The organism is Myxococcus vastator, assembly GCF_010894475.1.
Taxonomy (GTDB): domain Bacteria; phylum Myxococcota; class Myxococcia; order Myxococcales; family Myxococcaceae; genus Myxococcus; species Myxococcus vastator.
Window position 1 is genome coordinate 1 of sequence record NZ_JAAIYB010000544.1, and the last position, 5,043, is coordinate 5,043.

3 protein-coding genes are annotated in these 5,043 nt (G+C 59.6%); 1 reads left to right on the top strand and 2 read right to left on the bottom strand.

Going from position 1 to position 5,043, the window contains the following annotated elements:
• Positions 1-139: 139 nt before the first annotated feature.
• Positions 140-2,197 (top strand): M48 family metalloprotease, encoded by a 2,058-nt coding sequence (locus G4D87_RS33415; RefSeq protein WP_163786738.1) that lies wholly within the window; start codon positions 140-142, stop codon positions 2,195-2,197.
• Between the two features lie 201 nt (positions 2,198-2,398).
• Here G4D87_RS33415 and G4D87_RS33420 read toward each other — a convergent pair whose 3' ends face one another.
• Both G4D87_RS33420 and G4D87_RS33425 read right to left on the bottom strand, forming a co-directional pair.
• Complete coding sequence (locus tag G4D87_RS33420) at positions 2,399-3,511, bottom strand: hypothetical protein (RefSeq protein WP_163786739.1); 1,113 nt, start codon at positions 3,509-3,511, stop codon at positions 2,399-2,401.
• Between the two features lie 74 nt (positions 3,512-3,585).
• Positions 3,586-4,569, bottom strand: coding sequence for a hypothetical protein (locus G4D87_RS33425; protein WP_163786737.1), 984 nt, complete (start codon positions 4,567-4,569; stop codon positions 3,586-3,588).
• Positions 4,570-5,043: the final 474 nt, after the last annotated feature.

Below are 5,043 nucleotides of genomic sequence, written 5' to 3' on the forward strand. Positions count from 1 at the left end.
TGCGCCACCCACAACCTCCTCAAGCTCTTCCGCATGACGGCAGCGTAGCGGCCTGCCGTACCCAGCGGCGGACCGGCGTCACTCGTCCCGTCTCGCTTCCAACCCCATTACCGCTACACACTCCTAGGAGATGACACTCGTGCTGAGGTTCGGACTGTGGTTGACGGTGGGACTAGGGATCGGCGTCCTGGTGGTGCCACGTGTGCTGCTGGCAATCAATGCTCTGTTCTTGCGCCTTGAGGGGGCGCATTTGTCTGCGGCCGAAGCGCAGGCCCGACTCGATGAGAAGATACTTCAGCGCGCTTGGCTCCGACGGCTACTCAGGCTGAGTGTTTGGTCCGTGAGCGCGCTCATCTGTGCCTTGCTCCCTTTGGTCCTTGCGATCTCCGTTGGCGTAGTGCTGTACGAGGCGACACGAGTGTCGTCAGCTTCTGTCAATGTTCTCCTGGCTGCGTCGGCGACTGGGGCTGTCTCGCTGCTTTCAATGCTCCGGGGTCGCAACCTCTTCCCTCCGGATCGATTTCTTGGGCGGCCTGTTACAAAAGGAGACGAGCCTCGGCTGTTTGCGACGCTCGCCGAGGTCGCGGATGCGATGGGAATGCGGATGGTGGATAGGGTGATAATGCTGGCAGCCCCAAGTATTGGCGTCACCGAGGACGGACCGCTGTGGGAGGTACTCGCCGGGCGCGGTGAACGAACCCTTTTGCTTGGATTCCCCCTCGTGAAGGAGTTGTCGAGCAGCGAGCTGAAGGCGCTGGTCGCTCAGTCATATTGCCGGTTTCGTCACGGGGACTTTCGATTGCTGGCCATCAAGAGTCGTGGAGAGTCCTTGCTGATGGGGGCGATGGCGCTCATTAAGTATCCAATTTTGAATCCACTGTTCTGGGTCGCGCGGCCCTGTGCCCGAATGCAGATTGAACTTGCAGGTCATGAGTTGCGTCTAAGCAGGTTGCAGGTGGACCAGACTGCTGCGCGATTGTATGGCGGAGAAGTGCTTGCTTCGGCCCTTGTGGGGCTTGCACGCAGTTCGGAACGATACAGCCGCGTTGTGGAGCCGTTGTTAACCTATATGCGTGGGTTGGACGTCCCGTGTCGTGATGTCTATCGGTGCGTGGATGCAATGGAGGAGCAGTCCCCGCGTCTTCTCCGGGAACTCAGATTTCATTCGTTCTGGAATCGCGACACGGCGGAGGAGTACAAACAAATTCCGGCATCTCGTGTACGTGTCGCTCGAATAAGGGGCATCGCGCCCCAATTAACTCAGGACGACTCCCCCGCGCTCAGTCTCATTGCTCGGCCTGGTGAAATGGCCGAAGAACTCACAAGCGTGATTGGGCACGAGAACGACGCCCGGCTGACGGCCAAAGGGCATGTCTTGCATCCGGTGTCGGATGAGATGGACGTGGCTTTTCAGGAGAGGACGGCTTGTGCCATCGCAGCTTGTTGGGATGCATGTGAGATGGGAGAGGAGGGCTTTCCGACTGCGCCGGATGCGCTCCTTTTTGCAGCGCGAGAGTTGGAGAGCGTAATTGAGTATCCAAATGTTCTAGCGCTGCTTCTCAAGAGAATTGCCAAAGTGCAGCACGAGATGGGGCGTATCTCTGATGCTCGGGCGACTTACCTGCGCGTCATCGAGATCCTTGAAGCTGGGCCCGAGGATGGGGAGGGAGAGATTCAGCAGCTTCAGGGTTTGGTTCAGCAGTTGGTGACGGTAGATGCAGTTCGTGCGCAACAGATGGAGGAGTGGCTTCCTGTTGAGGCTGCCTCAAACTGTGATGTCGAGGATGCCGCAGGCGTCGTCGAGCACTATTCGCTTCTTGCGGAATACCTGGTTGCGTTGCTGCATGTGCCGGTTCCGTCCGTCTTTGAATCTACCCCCAAGTCGCTTGCGGATATTGATGCGCACTTCTGGGAGGAGAACTTTCCGGAGTCATTCGAACGCTGGAAAATTGATGAGTCGACGGTGCCACTTGTTGGGGCGTTCTTGGGGGAGGTGCTGGTGCGTAGGTTGGGTGGACAGTGGGTGCCTCGAGCGAGGCTTGAAGAGTCTCAGGTGCGAGTCGGGGATTCAGTGTGCCTGCCCTTTGTTCGAGCATATCGCTACATGCGCTCGCGCCAGGCGCTTCGAGAGCATTCGCTTTCCCAATTCTACGTGGAGGCGGAGCTTCGCTGCAGCGGCATGCGGTCGATTAATTGAGATGGGCCGAACGGTTGGCTTCGTGGTGTTCGCGAGCGCCCGGTGAAGTGGCGCGGCGGCGGTTGACACGAAGGCCCGTCATGGCAGAGTTGGAGAAGTTGCAGGTTCGCGTCGGCACGTACGCCTAGATGCTTGCTGGAACATGTAGTCGAGCGAGTCGTCGCTCCTGATGTTCGCCGACCTCAGTACGATCAGCTTGCTTTATCGTGGTGCGAAGTATTTGAAAAGTGCTCCTTTGTCTCGATGGTCTTCGAATCCTGTCACGTTCATGACGGCATCTGCCACTCTGTCCTTGCTGTGGCGTCCTCCGTTGAGGGCACGCCGCCTCATTCCTGATGCGATGATGTCGGCACATTCCAGGAGAACCTCGCGCCCCTTCGGGAGCGGGATTATCTCTTTGAGATATGCCTTGCCTGGAAACTCTCGTGCGAAGTGAGTGTTTAGTGAGGTTTTGAGTTCTTGGAGGAATAGATTGTCAAACCCGTCCTCGCGCTCTTTTATGACTGTGACGGCTCTGCATGTGTTGAGGCAGCCGAGTTGCTCGGCGTGTCGTATTGAGTCGGTGAGAAGTTGGCTTATGAGGGAGAAGACCATCTCCTGCTTGTTGCGCCTCGCCGGGAGTGCGTATCCTGAGAATAGGATGCCCGCACGTCGGCGTTGGAGTTGGCTGAGGAGAGCCAAGTATGGGGCCGGATCTTCAGTGAGTTTGTTGAAGTGTAGTGTTTCGGGCCAGCCTTGCTTCTCACGCCATCGAGTTAATGCGATGTGTTGCATCTCGAACTGTCGCCAGTCGAGAACGCAAATGCCTGCGACGCCAGTGAATCGGTCCTGGGGTTCGTTGCCCGTTTCGTCGAGATAGAATCGAATCTCAGGATCGCCTTCACGTCTGGTTGCCAGGTACTGATTAAACTCCATCTGGAGGTCTCCGCGGAGAGCCAGTATGCGCGGAGTTGCTTGAAAAAGATTGAGGTCGTTCTGAATGTGCCGGCGAGCGCGAGATATGGATTCGACCTTCTCTAGTTCGAATAGTGCTTCCAGTTGAAGTGGTGACCAGTCGAGCAACGTGTCCGCTTGGAATTTTCGCCAATATCGAATGAGGAGAGCGGTGTCGCTATCTCGTGTTTCCGGATAGTCGCGGAGCATGCGGCAAACTTTCTGCTCGATTGTTGCGAGCCTTGAGTCCGCTAACGCATGGAGCAATGCTTCGCGCTCAGTTCTGCGCTTTTCTGCGAGTTGGCCGTCAAGCGGTCTCGTGCTTATCCACGGTTGAAGATCCGAGAGCGCAAGCTGCTCCGGAAAGTGCTTGTTGGTCACGCGCCCTCGTTCCTTTGGGTTGGTTCGGGAAAATTGTTGCTCGTGCTTTGACTGGGGATGGGGTGCGATGGCGCCTACGCTGCTTCCCAGAAGATGATGGCGTGGAGATGCACGAGGACCTCGTTGCCCGGCCATCCGAGTAGAAGGTCAAACGGACCCACGGCGAGCAGAGGCAGGTGAATTACCATTCCGTCACGCAGCACGAGGACGAGTGGCTTGCCGATGGATGGAAGGAATGGGCGCGGATCCGCGACGGGCCTGCGTGCAGGTGCGGCCTTCGCCCGATGTCCTCCCTTGGCGAGTTCAGGGAGATGAACGTGAGCCATCTCCATGGTGCGCCAGGCCGAATGCTTCGCGAGCAGCAGCAGCTCCAGCTTTTCGATTCGCCCGTTGAGTCCGAAGCGGAACGCCAGCGGGCGACACTCCTGGAGGTTGTCGACGAGTGTCCGGTCCCGCATGAGGCCGACCACGGACGCCTGAGAGTCGATGAGGTGCTGAATGAAGGTGTCGATGGCCGCAGGCGAGACCTCCTCTCGGGCCGTCCGGATGTCGAGCCGGCGGCGCTCCTTCCAGACAGCGGTCGCCGTCTGCTTCTGGAAGTTTCGCATCAGCGGCAGCAACCGGAACGCGTCAGGTGGCCACGTCGCGGCAGGCTCGCGCGTCTGTCCCCAGCGACGGCGCCGACGCAGAGGCAGAAGGTCCTCCGGAGGAGGCTGCCGCTCTGGCTGAATCGCATGCGTCACCTTGAAGCTCTCTGGAACGTGGCCATGACGCCAGTCCATGGGACGTGGGGTTCCGCGAACGTCACCGAGTCCTTGGGCTCGAGCGAATGCCACCACATGCTTGAGGAGCAGCGGCCCGTGGTCTGGCTGGCAGCGCTTTTCGTTGCAGACGATTTCGTTCAACGTCACAGCGTCATCGCCGAATGCGCCGACGAAGGAGAGCACTGGCTTCTCAGAGCGTCCGGCGTCTGCTTCGTACAGGTAATGGTCCACCGCGCCGCGCCGCTGAAGACGCGTCACGAAGACCTGCCTGTCGGCGAGCTGGGCAATCTCCACCAGGACTTCGCCCGCAGCGAGGCGCCTCGCAATTCGAGCGAGCAGCTCCGCCTGGCCTTGTGATTCGCGTTCGAGGGCGCGAAGCGCGCTGCTCGCTCCCTTCGCCCGGGTGGCCGCTGCCTCATACCGACCGGCGAAGCCGAAGGTGATGAGGTTCAGCAGGCTTCCTTCCGCCATGGATGTCCCCTCCGTGTGCTGCGATAAAACGGCGAAGGTAGCAGTCCGCGATTCGCTCGAAAACTGGGCGGAAACCCATGCCGTCTTGCCCAGACAGCCGGTGCTTGGTCACGCGCAGCTCCTCGTGGGCGGAAAGGCAGGTTCACCTCCGCGGATCAGCGGGCCGTCGTAGGGAGGTCGCGGCGGGCTTCTGGACGGCTCCGCACAGGAGAGGGCGAACGCGGGCGCATCCTCGGTCCGTCCGTCCTTGCCCAGCCGGAGCCACTACGGCGCGCGGGCAAGAGCAGAGAGGCGGGG